Annotated in this window: 15 protein-coding genes; 6 read left to right on the top strand and 9 right to left on the bottom strand. The window is 71.7% G+C overall.

Features of this window, described 5'->3' with window-relative positions; all coding sequences use genetic code 11:
• Positions 1 to 33: 33 nt before the first annotated feature.
• Together ABZ877_RS05180 and ABZ877_RS05175 are read right to left on the bottom strand one after the other, a co-directional pair.
• Positions 34 to 582, bottom strand: coding sequence for a DUF1003 domain-containing protein (locus tag ABZ877_RS05180; RefSeq protein WP_361064544.1), 549 nt, complete (start codon positions 580 to 582; stop codon positions 34 to 36).
• Positions 575 to 1849 (bottom strand): CBS domain-containing protein, encoded by a 1275-nt coding sequence (locus ABZ877_RS05175; RefSeq protein WP_361064541.1) that lies wholly within the window; start codon positions 1847 to 1849, stop codon positions 575 to 577. Before ABZ877_RS05175 ends, ABZ877_RS05180 begins: the two co-directional genes overlap by 8 nt.
• Before the next feature lie 242 nt (positions 1850 to 2091).
• Here ABZ877_RS05175 and ABZ877_RS05170 point away from each other — a divergent pair, with 242 nt between their 5' ends.
• Positions 2092 to 2811, top strand: coding sequence for a hypothetical protein (locus ABZ877_RS05170; RefSeq protein ID WP_361064777.1), 720 nt, complete (start codon positions 2092 to 2094; stop codon positions 2809 to 2811).
• Between the two features lie 48 nt (positions 2812 to 2859).
• On the opposite strand, the gene ABZ877_RS05165 is transcribed toward ABZ877_RS05170, so the two are convergent.
• Together ABZ877_RS05165 and ABZ877_RS05160 are read right to left on the bottom strand one after the other, a co-directional pair.
• Positions 2860 to 3375 carry a hypothetical protein gene (locus ABZ877_RS05165; protein WP_361064538.1) on the bottom strand — a complete coding sequence of 172 codons (516 nt, stop codon included), beginning with the start codon at positions 3373 to 3375 and terminating at the stop codon, positions 2860 to 2862.
• Between the two features lie 14 nt (positions 3376 to 3389).
• Complete coding sequence (locus ABZ877_RS05160; RefSeq protein WP_361064535.1) at positions 3390 to 4520, bottom strand: magnesium and cobalt transport protein CorA; 1131 nt, start codon at positions 4518 to 4520, stop codon at positions 3390 to 3392.
• A 497-nt stretch (positions 4521 to 5017) separates the two neighbouring features.
• Here ABZ877_RS05160 and ABZ877_RS05155 point away from each other — a divergent pair, with 497 nt between their 5' ends.
• Positions 5018 to 5608: a suppressor of fused domain protein gene (locus ABZ877_RS05155; protein ID WP_361064532.1), complete on the top strand. Its 591-nt coding sequence runs from the start codon at positions 5018 to 5020 to the stop codon at positions 5606 to 5608.
• A gap of 7 nt (positions 5609 to 5615) precedes the next feature.
• On the opposite strand, the gene ABZ877_RS05150 is transcribed toward ABZ877_RS05155, so the two are convergent.
• Complete coding sequence (locus ABZ877_RS05150; protein WP_361064529.1) at positions 5616 to 6851, bottom strand: MFS transporter; 1236 nt, start codon at positions 6849 to 6851, stop codon at positions 5616 to 5618.
• 197 nt (positions 6852 to 7048) lie between these two features.
• On the opposite strand from ABZ877_RS05150, the gene ABZ877_RS05145 reads away from it, so the two are divergent.
• The 3 genes from ABZ877_RS05145 to ABZ877_RS05135 all read left to right on the top strand — a co-directional run bounded on the left by ABZ877_RS05145 (position 7049) and on the right by ABZ877_RS05135 (position 9466).
• A complete protein-coding gene (locus ABZ877_RS05145; protein ID WP_361064526.1) occupies positions 7049 to 7702 on the top strand; it encodes a DUF6758 family protein in 654 nt (217 codons plus the stop codon).
• 161 nt (positions 7703 to 7863) lie between these two features.
• Positions 7864 to 8736, top strand: coding sequence for a PHP domain-containing protein (locus ABZ877_RS05140; RefSeq protein WP_361064523.1), 873 nt, complete (start codon positions 7864 to 7866; stop codon positions 8734 to 8736).
• A 124-nt stretch (positions 8737 to 8860) separates the two neighbouring features.
• Positions 8861 to 9466: a MarC family protein gene (locus tag ABZ877_RS05135; protein WP_361064520.1), complete on the top strand. Its 606-nt coding sequence runs from the start codon at positions 8861 to 8863 to the stop codon at positions 9464 to 9466.
• A gap of 76 nt (positions 9467 to 9542) precedes the next feature.
• Here the strand turns inward: ABZ877_RS05135 and ABZ877_RS05130 are convergent, their stop codons facing one another.
• The 3 genes from ABZ877_RS05130 to ABZ877_RS05120 all read right to left on the bottom strand — a co-directional run bounded on the left by ABZ877_RS05130 (position 9543) and on the right by ABZ877_RS05120 (position 13426).
• Complete coding sequence (locus tag ABZ877_RS05130) at positions 9543 to 9695, bottom strand: hypothetical protein (protein ID WP_361064517.1); 153 nt, start codon at positions 9693 to 9695, stop codon at positions 9543 to 9545.
• Positions 9696 to 9969: 274 nt separating this feature from the next.
• Positions 9970 to 10833, bottom strand: a complete 864-nt coding sequence (locus ABZ877_RS05125; RefSeq protein ID WP_361064513.1) for an alpha/beta hydrolase — start codon at positions 10831 to 10833, stop codon at positions 9970 to 9972.
• A 100-nt stretch (positions 10834 to 10933) separates the two neighbouring features.
• Positions 10934 to 13426, bottom strand: coding sequence for a DEAD/DEAH box helicase (locus ABZ877_RS05120; protein WP_361064510.1), 2493 nt, complete (start codon positions 13424 to 13426; stop codon positions 10934 to 10936).
• A gap of 511 nt (positions 13427 to 13937) precedes the next feature.
• On the opposite strand from ABZ877_RS05120, the gene ABZ877_RS05115 reads away from it, so the two are divergent.
• Positions 13938 to 14693, top strand: coding sequence for a ferritin-like fold-containing protein (locus tag ABZ877_RS05115; RefSeq protein WP_361064774.1), 756 nt, complete (start codon positions 13938 to 13940; stop codon positions 14691 to 14693).
• A gap of 19 nt (positions 14694 to 14712) precedes the next feature.
• On the opposite strand, the gene ABZ877_RS05110 is transcribed toward ABZ877_RS05115, so the two are convergent.
• Positions 14713 to 14988 carry a hypothetical protein gene (locus ABZ877_RS05110; RefSeq protein ID WP_361064507.1) on the bottom strand — a complete coding sequence of 92 codons (276 nt, stop codon included), beginning with the start codon at positions 14986 to 14988 and terminating at the stop codon, positions 14713 to 14715.
• Between the last annotated feature and the right edge of the window lie 155 nt (positions 14989 to 15143).

The following is a 15143-nucleotide window of genomic DNA, read 5'->3' as shown; positions in this document are numbered from 1 at the left end:
TACGGCGCGGTAACCGGGGCACGGAAAGGCCCGTCAGCGGTCGTCTACGTCACGTCGGCGCTCGTTCTCGACCGGGAATACGGCGGTTCGCTGCTGCTCCTCCAGCTCCTTGAGGAGGTCTTGCAGTTCGGAGCGGATCCAGTCGCGCGTGGCGACCTCGCCGAGACCGATGCGCAGGGCCGCCACCTCGCGGCTCAGATACTCCGTGTCGGCGATCGACCGCTCGTTCTGCTTGCGGTCCTGTTCGAGGTTGACGCGGTCGCGGTCGTCCTGCCGGTTCTGCGCGAGCAGGATCAGCGGGGCGGCGTACGACGCCTGGAGGGACAGCATCAGGGTCAGGAAGATGAACGGGTAGGTGTCGAAGCGCAGCGAGGGCGGCGCGAAGACGTTCCAGGCGACCCAGGCGATGATGATCACCGTCATCCAGACGATGAACCGGCCGGTGCCGAGGAAGCGCGCGATGCGCTCGGACAGCCGGCCGAACGCCTCGGGGTCGTAGTCGGGCAGGATCTTGCGGCGCGCCGGCCGCGGCTGGTCGAGCCGGATGCGGGCCCGCGTGTCGCGCTCGCGTTCGTCAGTCACCGTGGTTCACGTCCCCCGAAAGGTGAAACTCCTGCTCGCGCCAGTCGTCGGGGAGCATGTGGTCCAGTACGTCATCGACGGTCACGGCGCCGAGCAGCGCCCCGCTCTCGTCCACGACGGGCGCCGCCACCATGTCGTACGTGGCGAAGAACCCGGCGATCTCCGGCAGTTCCGCCTCCGGTGACAGGGCCTGGAGGTCCTCGTCGAGGATCGAGCTGACCATGGTGAACGGCGGGTCGCGCAGCAGCCGCTGGAAGTGGATGGTGCCGAGGTACTTGCCGGTCGGCGTCTCGTCCGGCGGGCGGCAGACGTAGACCTGCGCGGCGAGCGCGGGGGAGAGGTCGGGGTTGCGGACGCGGGCGAGCGCGTCGGCGACGGTGGAGTCCGGGCGCAGCACGATCGGCTCGGTCGTCATGAGACCGCCCGCGGTCCTGTCCTCGTACGCCATGAGGCGCCGCACGTCGGCCGCGTCGCCGGGCCGCATGAGGGCGAGCAGGCGCTCCTTGTCGGCCTCGGGGAGTTCGCCGAGGAGGTCGGCGGCGTCGTCCGGGTCCATCTCCTCCAGGACGTCGGCGGCACGTTCCTCCTGGAGCTTGCCGAGGATCTCGATCTGGTCGTCCTCGGGGAGCTCTTCGAGGACGTCGGCGAGGCGCTCGTTGGTGAGGGCGGCGGCGACCTCGGCGCGGCGCTTGGGGGAGAGATGGTGCAGGACGTTGGCGAGGTCGGCGGGGCGCAGTTGTTCGAAGGTGGCGAGGAGGTTCTCGGCGCCCTGCCCCTCCTCCTCGCGCGCGAAGCCCTCGACGGCGGCCCAGTCGACGGTGAGCGTCTCGCCCCTGCGCCGGAAGGTGCCGCCCTTGCCCTTGCGCACGTAGACCTTGTCGATCTCCCAGTCGCGGCGCGCGGGCAGTTGCTGGATGGAGATGTCGAGCACGGTGACGTCCTCGCCGCTCTCCACGAGCCGGACGCGCCGGTCGAGCATCTCGCCGAGGATCAGCCGCTCGGTGGGCCGCTGCTCGAAGCGCCGCACGTTGAGCACGCCGGTCGTGATGACCTGGCCGGACTCGATGCCGGTCACCCGCGTCATGGGCAGGAAGATGCGGCGGCGCGTGGACAGTTCGACGACGAGCCCGAGCAGCCGGGGCGGCCGGCGGTCGGGGCGCAGTATGACGACGAGGTCGCGCACGCGTCCGACCTGGTCCCCGTTCGGATCGAAGACGGCGATGCCGGACAGATGGGAGACAAAGATCCGCGGAGCCACTGCTGCCATGTCTCCTCGTACCACCCTTTCGTACTGATCCATCCCGCTGTGCGCGATCCGGGGGCCAGGCTATCCGCTGCCCGTCGAACACGCCTTTGTGTCCACCGCCCCGGCCCCGTACGGTCCCGTACGAGTAACCGCAGATGACACAGGTACGCTGCCGTACTGCCGTGGAGCCCGATGCCGTACGAGAGGTGGTCCCGCCCGTGACCGCACGTCCCCCGCGCCGCCGCAGCACCCGCAGGACGCTCGTGGCGGGCGCGCTGTGCACGGGGCTCGCGGCCGGGCTCGCGGGCTGCGGCGGCGACGACCCCGACGCGGGCACGAACGGGGTCGGCAAGCTCGACGCCGCCAAGATCCAGACCCGTACGGTGAAGGCGGCGCAGGCGGCGGCCACGGTCCGGCTCGCGGGCACGGTGGTCAGCGGCGGCCGCACGTACCGGCTCGACATGCGGCTCAAGGACGACGGCGGCACGGGCTCGGTGACGACGGGCGGCAGCACGTTCCGGCTGCTGCGGGTCGGCGAGCACCTGTACCTGAAGGCGGGCGCCGAGTTCTGGACGCACTCCAACGGCGCGGACAACGCGGAGGGCTCCGCCGGGGACGCGGCGGCGGCCCAGAAGCTCGACGGCAAGTACGTGAAGGTGCCGACGGGCGACCCCGCGTACAAGCGGCTCAGCACCTTCACCGACAAGGACACGCTGCTCGACGGCCTCCTCACCCTGCACGGCACCCTCGACAAGGGCGACCGCTCCACGGCGGGCTCCACCCGCACGATCCAGCTCACCGGCGACGACGGCGCGGGCGGCACCCTGGACGTCTCCCTGGAGGGCACGGCGTACCCCCTGCGCCTGGAACGCGCGGGAGGAGCGGGCACGCTGCGCCTGACGGAATGGGGCCGCGACTTCACGCTGACCGAGCCGAAAGAGACGGAGACGGTGGACTACGGCCAGGCGTTGCCGACCAATTGAGCCCGTCCGGCGATTGAGGACCGGGGCCCGGGGCGGAGCCCCGCGACCTCAGCGCTTGCGCCGCCGCCCGATCAAACGAGGCAGCCCCGCAGGCACGGCGTTACGGGTGACAGCGGAGGACGGCACCGGAGCAGCGGCCAGAGACCCGTCGGAGGCCGGCACGACATCCGCCCCCCGAACCGGTTCGAGCCGCACGACCCGGCACTCCCGCCCCCACCGCAGAGTCATCGTCTCCGCGTCGGGAGCGTTGAGCCGCTTCCCCTTGAGCTCGGCCACAGCCGCCTCCCACGCCTCACCCCCCGGCGCGAGCTCAAGAACCTTCGCCCGCCAGCCGACGATCCGCCCGCCCTTGTCCTTGCTGCGTACGGTGACGGTGGCCGCGCCCCCGTCGACGAGGCCGGGCAGCGGCTGCTCGCCGGGGCCATCGCCGACGACGAGCGCCGCGCCCTCGTGCCACACGTGCCACAGCGCCCGCTCGGGGCCGTCGGCGCCCCGCACCCAGATGAGCCCGGACTTCTTCGTGGCCTCCTCGACGAGGGCGGCATCGAGCAGTTCAGTCGTCATACGGGTCAGCGTAGCTACAGCCAGCCGTTGCGCTTGAGGGTGCGGTGGATCGCGAAACAGGCGGCGACGGTGACGCTCAGGACGAGCGGATACCCGTAGCGCCAGTGCAGTTCGGGCATGTGCTCGAAGTTCATGCCGTACACGCCGCACACCATGGTCGGCACGGCGACGATCGCCGCCCACGAGGTGATCTTGCGCATGTCCTCGTTCTGGGCGACGGATGCCTGCGCGAGGTTGGCCTGGAGGATGGAGTTGAGCAGTTCGTCGAAGCCGATGACCTGCTCCTGCACGCGCTCCAAGTGGTCGGCGACGTCGCGGAAGTACTTCTGGATGTCCGGGTCGATCAGCCGCATGGGCCGCTCGCTGAGCAGTTGCAGCGGGCGGCGCAGCGGCGCGACGGCGCGCTTGAACTCCAGGACCTCGCGCTTGAGCTGGTAGATGCTGCCCGCGTCGGAGCCGCGCGGCGCGCCCTTGCCGGTCTGCGAGAAGACGGCGGTCTCGACCTCGTCGATGTCGTCCTGCATGGCGTCGGCGACGGCGAGGTAGCCGTCGACGACGTGGTCGGCGATGGCGTGAAGGACGGCGCTCGGCCCCTTGGCGAGCAGTTCGGGGTCGTCCTGGAGGCGGTGGCGCAGCGCCCGCAGCGAGCCCTGGCCGCCGTGCCGGACGGTGATGAAGAAGTCCCGTCCGGTGAAGCACATGACCTCGCCGCTCTCCACGACCTCGCTGGTGGCGGTGAGTTCGGCGTGCTCGACGTAGTGGATGGTCTTGAAGACGGTGAACAGCGTGTCGTCGTACCGCTCCAGCTTGGGCCGCTGGTGGGCGTGGACGGCGTCCTCCACGGCGAGCGGGTGCAGCCCGAACTCGGCGGCGATGCCGGCGAACTCGGCCTCGGTCGGCTCGTGCAGGCCGATCCAGGCGAAGCCGCCGTCGCGGCGGACCTGGAGGCGCGCCTCGCGCGGGGTGAGGCAGGCGGGGGACTCGACGCGGGCGCCGTCCCGGTAGACCGCGCAGTCGACGACCGCGGAGGCGGCCGACGGGTCGCGGGTGGCGTCATACGTATTACGCGCTTCGTTGCCGTACGGGGCCACGCTCTTGCGCAGCGAGGGGCGGACGGCGGCACGCAGGTCGCGGATCATCGACATGGGCAGGCTCCTTCGCGGGCGGGAGCCGCGCCGAGGAGGCCGGAACATCGGCACTACCCGGAATGAGGACGTCCTGGGCAACCGGACACGCTGCACGTCCACAAAGCGGGGAGCACCGCACCGACGTCGGGGCGGCTTCGCTTACTGATGCAGAACAAGATCGGGACGATCTCTGGGATCAGGCGGTGTCGAAGCGCTCTTCCGGCGTACGCGGGCAGCCCGGGAAGCAGACGACATCTGCTGACTGCGAAGGGGGCGTGCGAGCCTAGCGGCCGGAAGAACGGGTGATACTGCACGGTCGACTTCGATCCATGACAGCCCCACCTCCTCCGGCCGGTCCCCCGTGGGGGACGTGTGTGGGTCGGTTCTGCGAGGGCTCCGAGGGCCCCCGGCGGGTGCGCACCGCGCACCATTCCGACCGGCGGCCAAGACTATCAGCCGCCTGAAGAGAGCGATCCCGTTCTTTACCCATTGCGGGGGAGTTCTATGCTCGCGGAATGGCAGAAGTTCTTGCGCTGGTCGAGGCCCGGCTGACCACGGCCCTGGGCGAACCGGACGCGCGCGCGGCGGTCACGTTCCTCGGCACGGACCGGATCGAGGTGCTCCGCTTCACCGACGCCGAGCAGGGCCTCGTGCGGTACGCCACCCTCGGCATGTCGGCGTCCCCGATGGCCGACCCGACCGCGGTCCTCGCCGACCCGGTGAAGGGCCCGCGCGCCGAGCTCGTCCTGACGGTCCGCGCCGGGCTCGCCGACACGGACAAGGTGCTGCGCCCGCTCGCCGTCCTCGCGGCGTCCCCGCAGGTGGAGGGGTTGGTCGTGGCGCCGGGCGCGTCGCTGGACGTGGGCGAGGCGCTGTGGCCCGGGGCCCCGTTCACCTCGGTGCTCGTGGCGGAGTCCGGCGGTCTGGTCGAGGACCTCGACCTGGACGAGCCGCTCGACCCCGTACGGTTCCTGCCGCTGCTGCCGATGACGCCGAACGAGGCCGCCTGGAAGCGGGTGCACGGCGCCGCCGCGCTCCAGGAGAAGTGGCTGAACGGCGGGACGGACCTGCGCGATCCCCTGCGCAAGTCCGTGTCGCTCGACTGAGAATTTTTTACTGAGCGAAGACGCCGACGCCGTCCTCGGTGGCGTGTCGCGGCTCCAGCTCCTCCACCTCGTGGGTGAGGGCGTTCCTGCGCACCCACACGACGAGCGCGCCGATGACCGCCGTGACGGCCGCGACCACGAACGGGATGTGGATGTCGGTCCACTCCTCGATCTTCGGGGCGAAGAACGGGGCGGCAGCGGCGGCGAACCAGCGCACGAAGTTGTAGCCCGCGCTCGCCACCGGGCGCGGCGCGTCGGAGACGCCGAGCGCCAGCTCCGTGTAGACCGTGTTGTTCACGCCGATGAAGGCGCCGGACAGGATCGTGCAGACGATGGCGGCCGTGTGGCCGCCGTAGCCGAGGACGAGCACGTCGGCGGCGAGCAGGACCAGTGAGCCGCCGAGCACCTTCAGGGAGCCGAACCGGGCCTGCATGCGCGGCGCGACGACGACCGAGAACAGCGCGAGCAACACACCCCACGCGAAGAAGACACCGCCGCTCTTGTACGGCGTCATGTTCAGGACGAACGGGGTGAAGGCGAGCACCGTGAAGAACGTGTAGTTGTAGAAGAACGCCGAGATCGCCGCCGAGGCGAGGCCGCCGTGGCCGAGCGCCCTGACCGGGTCGAGGATCGACGTCTTCCGCGCGGGTTTGGGCTGCTCCCTCAGGAACGCCGTGATGCACAGGAAGCCGACGGCCATGAGCACGGCGGTGCCGAAGAAGGGGTAGCGCCAGCTCGCGTTGCCGAGCAGGGCGCCGACGAGCGGCCCGCACGCCATCCCCAGGCCGAGCGCGGACTCGTAGAGCAGGATCGCGGCGGCGCTGCCGCCCGCCGCGGCGCCGACGATGACGGCGAGGGCGGTCGAGACGAAGAGCGCGTTGCCGAGGCCCCAGCCGGCGCGGAAGCCGACCAGTTCGCCGACCGATCCCGAGGTGCCCGCGAGTGCGGCGAAGACGACGACGAGCGCGAGCCCGGCGAGCAGGGTCTTCTTGCCGCCGATCCGGCTGGAGACGAAGCCGGTCACCAGCATCGCGACGGCGGTGATGAGGAAGTAGGAGGTGAAGAGCAGGGAGACCTGGCTCGGCGTCGCCTCCAGGCCCTTGGCGATCGACGGCAGGATCGGGTCGACGAGGCCGATGCCCATGAAGGCGACGACGGAGGCCCCGGCGGTGGCCCAGACCGCCTTCGGCTGTCGCAGGAGGCCGCCTCCCGCGGCGCCGGCTTCCGTACTGCTGTGGCTCATGCCCATGCGGGTTCTCCTTGGTGGCTCCTGGGCGCCCTTTGATCGTTGGTGTATGCACATAATAAGTTAGTTGATCTAATCAATGCAAGTTACACCTATATCGGTCCCGGCCACCCGGCGGAACGCCCCCGCCCGCCGCCCTCCGGACGGGTGATCGTCCTTGACGCGACGCGGGACGGAGAGGACCGTGGGGCCTTATGAGGGGCGAACCCAGTTGCCCGAAGTGTGGTGGCCGGGTCAGGGCTCCCGGCCTCTTTGCCGACTCCTGGCAGTGCGACGCACACGGGGCGGTACACCCGCTGCAGCCCGTGATCCCGCCCAGCGTCGAGGCCCTCAGCGTCGTCGTGCGCCGCGCCCAGGTGCCCGTCTGGATGCCGTGGCCCCTCCCGGTCGGCTGGCTGTTCACCGGGGTCGCCAACGCCGGGGACGACCGCACCGGCGGCCGCGCCACCGCCGTCGCCTGCTCGGGCCCCGGACCGCTCGGCGGCATGGGGGAGCTGGTGCTCGTCGCCGAGGAGCTGGGCGTCGGGCTCGGCGCGCGCTACGCGGGCATCGACGGCCCCGACCCCGGCCCCTCCATGGACGTCTCGGGGCCGCCGCAGGCCAAGCTCCTCGCGGCGGGGCGGCCGACCCCGATGTGGCTCGTCGGGGGCACCCCCGAGGACCGCGCCGTCTTCGCGGGCGAGGCGCGCGGCCTGTGGCTGTGGGCCATCGTCTGGCCGGAGCAGTCCGGCCTCCTGATGTACGACGAGCTGGTCCTCACCGACCTGCGGGACGCGGGCGCGGAGGTGGACCTGTTGCCGTGCGGGGCGCTGTCGCCGCGCATTCTCCAGCAGGTGGGGGAGGAGTGAGGCGCCGGGGCGTACGCGGGTGAGGGCGGGGTTGTCCCGAATCCCCGTTACCCTGGAGCGTCCCCCTCCGCGCGAGACGCCCGTACGAGAGATGCGTACGGGACCTTCGTACGAGCGGGGGCCCCGATCCCGTCCGTCCGAGCCTGGAGGAGTACGCAGCCGTGCGCATCGACCTGCATGCCCACTCCACCGCGTCCGACGGTACGGACACCCCGGCCGAGCTGGTGCGCAACGCGGCGGCGGCCGGTCTGGACGTCGTGGCGCTCACCGACCACGACTCGACCCGCGGCCACGCCGAGGCGATCGCCGCACTGCGCGGGCTCTCGACCGGCCTGACCCTGGTCACCGGCGCCGAACTCTCCTGCCGTCTCGACGGGGTGGGCCTGCACATGCTGGCGTACCTCTTCGACCCCGAGGAGCCCGACCTCCTCGCCGAGCGCGAGCTGGTCCGCGACGACCGCGTGCCGCGCGCCAAGAAGATGATCGGCAAGCTGAACGACCTCGGTGTGCCCGTCACCTGGGAGCAGGTCGCCCGGATCGCCGGGGACGGCTCGGTCGGCCGCCCGCACATCGCCAGCGCGCTCGTCGAGCTCGGCGTCGTGGACACGGTCTCCGACGCCTTCACGACCCAGTGGCTGGCCGACGGCGGCCGCGCGTACGTCGAGAAGCACGAGACCGACCCCTTCGAGGCGATCCGCCTGGTCAAGGCCGCCGGTGGGGTCACTGTTCTCGCGCACCCGGGCGCCGCCAAGCGTGGCAGGACCGTCCCCGAGTCGGCCGTCGCCGAGCTGGCCGCGGCCGGGCTCGACGGCATCGAGGTCGACCACATGGACCACGACGCCGCCACCCGCGACCGGCTGCGCGGCCTCGCCGCCGACACCGGCCTGCTCACCACCGGCTCCTCCGACTACCACGGCAGCCGCAAGACCTGTGTGCTCGGCGAGTACACCACCGACCCCGAGGTCTACGGGGAGATCACGCGCCGCGCCACGGGCGCCTTCCCGGTTCCGGGCGCCGGCGGACACCGCGCCTGACGCCCCCTTCTTCGGGGTCACGCCGCCTTCCTCCGGGGCGTGCCCCCCCTTTTCTCCCCCCCTCCCCCCGCTCAGCACGCGTGTGCCCACGGCCGCGCTCAACACCCGCAAGGCAAGCCCAACAGTGTTCGACGTCGCCGTCTTCGGATCCCTCTTCCTCACGCTCTTCGTGATCATGGATCCCCCCGGAATCACCCCGATCTTCCTCGCCCTCACCGCGGGCCGCCCCGCCAAGGTCCAGAAGCGCATGGCCTTCCAGGCCGTCTGCGTCGCCTTCGGCGTCATCGCCGTCTTCGGTGTCCTGGGCCACCAAATCCTCGACTACCTGCACGTCTCGGTCCCGGCCCTGATGATCGCGGGCGGTCTGCTGCTCCTGCTCATCGCGCTCGACCTGCTCACCGGCAAGAACGACGAGCCCCAGCAGACGAAGGACGTCAACGTCGCCCTCGTCCCGCTCGGCATGCCCCTGCTCGCCGGGCCGGGCGCGATCGTCTCCGTGATCCTCGCCGTGCAGAAGGCCCACTCGGTCACCACGCAGCTCTCCGTCTGGTCGGCGATCGTCGCCATCCACGTGGTCCTGTGGCTCGTCATGCGCTACTCGCTGGTGATCATCCGCATCATCAAGGACGGCGGCGTGGTCCTGGTGACCCGGCTCGCGGGCATGATGCTCTCGGCGATCGCCGTGCAGCAGATCATCAACGGCGTGACTCAGGTGATCCAGAACAGCTGATCCCGGGCGCGCACGCCGAAGCCCCCGTACGCCGTGTGCGTACGGGGGCTCCGACGTGTGAGGCGTCGCTGCGCCGTTACGAGGCGGGCGACTCGGCCGGGCGGATGTAGAGGCGCTGCCCTATGGCGGCGGCCTGCTGAACGATCCGGTTGACGGAGGCGGCGTCCACGACGGTGGTGTCCACGGCGGTGCCGTCGACGTCGTCGAGTCGCATGATTTCGAAGCGCAAGGGCTTCTCCCTTCGTCTGGTGATCCTCCTGAAGGAGAACTACGAGTGCGGGGTGGAGGGAACAACAGCCTCCTACCGCGGTGCGGCCAGGCGGTTGCCTGCCCGTTAAGAGTGGATTGCGTGGCTAGAGTGCCCCGCGTTCTGTAAGTGACAACGAGTTGCCCCTGACAAACATTCCCTACGCTAAAGAAAATTTTCGGGCGCCTAATTACCTGGCGGTAGCGTAAGGGTGCGGACGCACACTGTCACGAGCGCGTGCGCGGGCCGACGCCGGTCAGGCGGCCGGGTGGCGGTGCCAGAAGGACGCGAGCGCCGCCGCCGTCTCGGCGGGACGGTCGGTGTTGGGGGAGTGCTCGGCGCCCGCGATCACCGTGCGCTCGGCCTTCAACCGCCGCGCCATGTCATCGAGCAGCGGCACGGGCCAGGCGTCGTCCCGCTCGCCGGAGAGCACGTGCACCGGCGGCGCCACAGCCGCCAGCTCCTCCACCCGGTCCGGTTCGGTACGCAACTGCCGCCCCGTGGCGATCAGTTGAGCCGGGCTGTTGCTCAGCCAGCGCTGCCGCAGGGCGTCCTCGTCACCCCGCACGTCCACCACGTCCTCGGCCGCGTCCAGAGCCCGCATGGCCTCCCACACCTGGGCCATGCCCAGCGCGGCGAGCGCGTCCCGCAACAGCTCGATCCGCTGCCGTTGCGCCTCGCTGACGGCGGCCGGGCCCGACGCCATCAGCGTCAGCGTCGCGAAGGGGGCCGGGTCCGCGATGACCGCGGCGCGGGCGATGAGCCCCCCGAGCGAGTGCCCCATCAGATGGACCCTGGCCGGGCCGAGCGTCGCGACCTGGGCGAGCACGTCCCGCGCCAGCTCGGCCAGCGCGTAGGGCCGCTCGTCGTCCGTGGGGCCCGGCGTCTCGTACTGGCCCCGGCCGTCGACGGACACCGTGCGGTAGCCCGCCGCGCCCAACGGCTCGTGCAGCGCGATGAAGTCCTCCTTGCTGCCGGTGAACCCCGGCAGCAGCAGCGCGGTGCCCCGCACCGCACCGGACACCGGCTCACCGATGAGCGCGGCGAAATCCCCCCGGGCGGTGCGCAGGGTGTGGGCGCGCGTACCCGGCGGCGGCGTGAAGGTCGGGGGCCTGCTCATGCCGGTGAGATTACGCGGCATCGAGCGCGCGGGCACGGAGGGGTACGGCGAAGGCCCGGCCCCCGCTCGGGGACCGGGCCTTCGTGGAGCTGCCGCGTGATCAGGCCTCGGGGCTCTGCGCGACGGCCTTCTTACGGGTCCGCTTGGGCTTCACCTCAGCGGCCTCCTCGACCGGGGCGGCGGCCACTGCCTTCTTGCGGGTCCGCTTCGGCGCGGCTTCCTCGGCGGGGGCGGCGGCGACGGCCTTCTTGCGGGTCCGCTTCGGCGCGGGGGCCTCGGCTTCCTCGGCCGGGGCGGCAGCCACAGCCTTCTTCCGCGTCCGCTTGGGGGCGGCTTCCTCCGCGGGGGCGGCGGCAACAGCCTTCTTGCGGGTCCGCTTCGGGGCGGCGGTCTCGGCTTCCTCGACCGGGGCGGCGGCGACCGCCTTCTTGCGGGTGCGCTTCGGGGCGGCGGTCTCGGCGACCGTCTCCTCGACCGGCGCGGCAGCCACGGCCTTCTTCCGCGTGCGCTTGGGCGCCGGGGCCTCGGTCTCCTCGACCGGAGCGGCGGCAACCGCCTTCTTCCGCGTCCGCTTCGGGGCGACGGTCTCGGTGACAGCCTCCTCGACGGGCGCGGCGGCAACCGCCTTCTTCCGGGTCCGCTTCGGCGCGGGCGCCTCAACTTCCTCGGCGGGGGCGGCGGCGACGGCCTTCTTGCGGGTGCGCTTCGGGGCGGCGGTCTCGGCAACCGTCTCCTCGATGGGCGTGGCAGCCACGGCCTTCTTCCGCGTCCGCTTCGGGGCGGCGGTCTCGGTGACGACCTCCTCGACCGGGGCCGCAGCGACCGCCTTCTTGCGCGTGCGCTTGGGCGCCGGGGCCTCGGTCTCCTCGACCGGCGCGGCGGCAACCGCCTTCTTCCGCGTACGGGCAGGCTTCGCCTCGGCGGCGACCTCGGCCGGGACGGCCTCCGTTGCGATCGTCTCGACGGCCGGCGCGGCGGCCTGCTCGACGACGGTCTCCGCCTTCCTGCGCGTACGGCGACGCGGCGCGGCCGGTGCCTCGGCCTCGACGGCCGGCTCGGTCTCCACGACCGGAGCGGTCGCGGCGGCCGGGACAGTCACCGCCGGGGCGGTCTGCGCGCCGCCGCGCGTGCGCCGACGGCGGCGCGGCGTGCGCGGCTCGGGTGTGTCCTGCGCGGCAGGCGTCACCGGCGCACCGGCAGGCGCGGACGCGGCCGGGGCCGCGGTCGTCTCCGGGGACGCGGCGACGGGCTCGCCATTGCGCGTCCGGCGCCGACGACGCGGCGTACGGGCGGAACGCTCGCGCTCCTGCTCACGGTCCCGGTCGCGACCACCACGGTCACGGTCGCGGTCCCGGTCGCCGGAGCGTCCGCCACGGCCGCGCGGCGACCCGCCGCGCCCGCCGGTCTCGCCCAGGTCCTCGATCTCCTCGGCGCCGAGCCCGGCGCGCGTGCGCTCGGAGCGCGGCAGGACACCCTTGGTGCCGGCCGGGATGTTCAGCTCCTCGAAGAGGTGCGGCGAGGAGGAGTACGTCTCGACCGGGTCGTTGAAGTCCAGGTCGAGCGCCTTGTTGATGAGCTGCCAGCGCGGGATGTCGTCCCAGTCGACCAGCGTGATCGCGATGCCCTTGCGGCCCGCGCGACCGGTGCGGCCGATGCGGTGGAGGTACGTCTTCTCGTCCTCCGGCGACTGGTAGTTGATGACGTGTGTCACACCGTCGACGTCGATGCCGCGCGCGGCGACGTCGGTGCAGACGAGCACGTCCACCTTGCCGTTGCGGAACGCGCGCAGCGCCTGCTCGCGCGCGCCCTGCCCGAGGTCGCCGTGGACGGCGCCGGAGGCGAAGCCGCGCTTCTGCAACTGCTCGGCGATGTCGGCGGCGGTCCGCTTGGTGCGGCAGAAGATCATGGCGAGCCCGCGGCCCTCGGCCTGGAGGATGCGCGCGACCATCTCCGGCTTGTCCATGTTGTGCGCGCGGTACACGTACTGCGCGGTGTTGCGCACGGTCGCGCCCTCGTCGTCCGGCGAGGTGGCGTTGATGTGCGTGGGCTGCGACATGTAGCGGCGGGCGAGGCCGATGACGGCGCCCGGCATGGTCGCCGAGAACAGCATCGTCTGGCGCTTCGCCGGAAGCAGGTTGATGATCTTCTCGACGTCGGGCAGGAAGCCCAGGTCGAGCATCTCGTCGGCCTCGTCAAGGACGAGGGCCTTGACGTGCGAGAGGTCGAGCTTCTTCTGCCCGGCGAGGTCGAGGAGGCGGCCCGGGGTGCCGACGACGACGTCGACGCCCTTCTTCAGGGCCTCGACCTGGGGCTCGTAGGCACGGCCGCCATATATGGCGAGGACGCGCACATTGCGCACCTTGCCGGCGGTCAGCAGGTCGTTGGTGACCTGCGTGCACAGCTCGCGCGTCGGGACGACGACGAGCGCCTGCGGGGCGTCGGTCAGCTGCTCGGGCCTGGCCCGGCCCGCCTCGACGTCCGCGGGGACGGTGACGCGCTCCAGGAGCGGCAGGCCGAAGCCGAGGGTCTTGCCCGTGCCGGTCTTGGCCTGGCCGATGACGTCCGAGCCCGAGAGGGCGACGGGGAGGGTCATCTCCTGGATGGGGAAGGCGGTGACAATGCCGACGGCCTCGAGGGCTTCGGCGGTCTCGGGCAGGATGCCGAGTTGTCGGAACGTGGAAGTCTGCGTAGTCAGGGTGCTGCCTCTTCTGTGAGGTGCGGTGCGAGGCGAACGCGGGGGTCGTGACCGTGCCGGTGGTACGCCGGTCTCGATCCGCACCATGCGAGGTGCGGGTGGACCGGTTGACGCGGGACCACTGCCGACGCTCGAGCGCTCGTGCCGCTGAGGGCCCCTCCTCGTGCCGTACGCCGTGTGACGGACGAGCCGGAGGGCTGTCGGGTCGGAGCCGATCGGGCCTCCGACCGGGCATCCTCATTCGTGCGGCCCGTCGCGAGTACGCGCAAGCGCCAGGATTCGGACTTGCACGCGGCGGGCTCTTTACCACCATACCCCGGAAACGCGCATGTGCGATGGCCGATTTGGTCACGTAGCCGTCGTCACACTCTTTGACCAGGGACTTACCGGAGGCGTGGAGCGGGCTATTGTGCGCTTCATGGAGACGCCTGACAACGCCAAGCCGTCCGCCGGAGCGACCCCCGCCGCGACCGGTATCGCCGCCCAGGACTGGGCGACCGCCTCCGCGGACGAGAACTACCGCGCCGCCGTCGTCGACCTGCTCGGCGCGCTCGCGTACGGGGAGCTGGCCGCGTTCGAGCGGCTCGCGGAGGACGCGAAGCTGGCGCCGACGCTCGCCGACAAGGCGGAGCTGGCGAAGATGGCGTCCGCCGAGTTCCACCACTTCGAGCAGTTGAGCAACCGGCTGTCGGCGATCGGTGTCGAGCCGACCGACGCCATGGACCCGTTCGTCGGCGCCCTTGACGGCTTCCACCGCCAGACCGCCCCGTCGGACTGGCTGGAGGGCCTGGTCAAGGCGTACGTGGGCGACTCGATCGCCAGTGACTTCTACCGGGAGGTCGCGGCCCGGCTCGACTCGGACACCCGCTCCCTGGTGCTCGCGGTCCTCGACGACACGGGGCACGCCTCGTTCGCGGTGGAGAAGGTGCGGGCCGCGATCGACGCCGACCCGCGCGTGGGCGGGCGCCTCGCCCTGTGGGCGCGCCGGCTCATGGGCGAGGCGCTCTCCCAGTCGCAGCGGGTCGTCGCCGACCGCGACGCCCTGTCGACGATGCTGGTCGGGGGTGTGGCCGACGGCTTCGACCTCGCGGAGGTCGGCAAGATGTTCTCGCGCATCACCGAGGCGCACACCAAGCGGATGGCGGCGCTGGGCCTCGCCGCGTAGCTCTCCCGTTCGCCGGTGGCTACGCGTTCGGGCTCAGCCGGTGCGCTCTGCCACGGGTGGGGCGGATCAGCAGCGACAGCAGGGCCGCCGACAGGACGAGCGCGCCGACGAGCGTGGTCAGCGCATGGCCTGCCGCTCCCAGCGCGTTGTGCGTGATGAACGCCCCGAACAGGGCGCCGATGACTCCGGTCGCGAGGACGAGCGCGCGCGACGGGAGACGGTGCGGCATCCGCAGGCCCACGGCCCATGCGAGGGCCAGGCCGAGCAGTGCGGAGCCGAGAGCTTCAAGAAGCATGGTGAGGGTCCCTCCCGCGCTGCCAGTTGGTGCAAATCGGTCTTTAGTCGATCTACCCCTGGCCCACCCGGCGCAATCCTTCTCCGGGCCCCCGCTGTGTGTGTCCTGTGAACGCGAAAGGGTCCGGCGGCACCGTGCCGCCGGACCCTTCCTCG

Origin of the sequence: Streptomyces sp. NPDC046939 (assembly GCF_040644575.1) — a bacterium.
GTDB lineage: Bacteria > Actinomycetota > Actinomycetes > Streptomycetales > Streptomycetaceae > Streptomyces.
Note: the sequence above shows the minus strand (reverse complement) of the source record. Positions and strands in the feature narration are given on the sequence as shown.